Origin of the sequence: Algoriphagus aurantiacus (assembly GCF_035156405.1) — a bacterium.
Classification (GTDB): Bacteria; Bacteroidota; Bacteroidia; order Cytophagales; family Cyclobacteriaceae; genus Algoriphagus; species Algoriphagus aurantiacus.
In genome coordinates, this window is the sequence record NZ_JAXRUT010000075.1 from 1 (window position 1) to 1231 (window position 1231).

Consider the following 1231-nt stretch of genomic DNA (forward strand, 5'->3'; position numbering starts at 1 on the left):
ATCCACGCTTTGGCCGGAATGGGTCAGAGCGCAGACAGTCAGGGAAACGGAATTTTTATGAGTGAAACCACCTCGGATGTATTGGTTGAGTACAGCACCTTTTTGGAGAATGGTTACAATGCGATTTATTTTGACGGAAACAACATCACCGTCAAAAACAATCTCATCGATACCTTCTGCTTTGTCAAGGATGACGGAGGCGGGATCTATACCTTTACCGGACCTAGAAACACCACCTTTACCAACCGGAAAATCACCAACAACATCATCGTCAACGGAATCGGTGCGGTGGCAGGAACAAAGCCATACGGAGCAAATGATTTCCCCTATGTGGAGGGGATTTACCTTGACCTTTTTGCCAACGGGATTGACATTGATAACAACACCATTGGAAATGTGAAGAGCAAAGGGATTTTTGTCAACAATTGCAGAAACGTCTCCATCACCAACAACAAAATATTCAATACCGGATATTCTGTTTTCATCACCAGTGATTACACGGATAATCTGACCCGAAACATCACCATGAAGAACAATGAGTTTTTGAATAAAGACTCAAACCAGCTTCATATGTATGTCAGATCCAAAGTAAATACCTTAGGTCAAATGGGTGCTTTTGACAGCAATGTGTACTCCAGACCTGTCAATGAAAACAATGCCTTCAATCTCCAAACTCCGGGGAAAAATGGGCTGATTGACCTGCAAGCCTGGAAGGATAGTTATGGTCTCGATATTAACTCCACCAAAAGCCCCGTTCCTTATGACCCGAATAAAATGGATATTGATGAATTCATCCTGTTCGATTATAATTATTCAAACAGTGCCAAATCACTTCCTTTGTCCGGAACCTATGTGGATTTAAAGGGCAAGATCCTTTCCGGAAATGTTTCAGTCCCTGCCTATTCATCGGTAATGTTATTGAAAACTGAAGCGGGTGCCGTCATTGAAAATGTTGCCCCAACGGTAAGCATCACCACACCAACAGCAAATGCACAGTTTATTCAGGGAGACAATATCTCTATCACCGCTAACGCAGCTGACTCGGACGGAACCATCGCCAAAGTTGAATTCTACAACGGCGCCACCTTATTGGGAACTGACACCACTTCCCCGTACAGCTTTGCATGGGCAAACCTACCTCTTGGAAGTTTCTCTCTGACTGCAAAGGCAACTGACAACAAAGGAAAAGCTACTGTTTCAGAGATTGTCAATATCAATGTCGGAGAAAAAG

General features: G+C 43.5%; 1 protein-coding gene. It reads left to right on the forward strand.

Annotated features, from left to right (window positions below; all coding sequences use genetic code 11):
- Positions 1-1231: Ig-like domain-containing protein (locus tag SYJ56_RS25790; RefSeq protein WP_323839280.1), on the forward strand; the 1231-nt coding region annotated here is incomplete at both ends.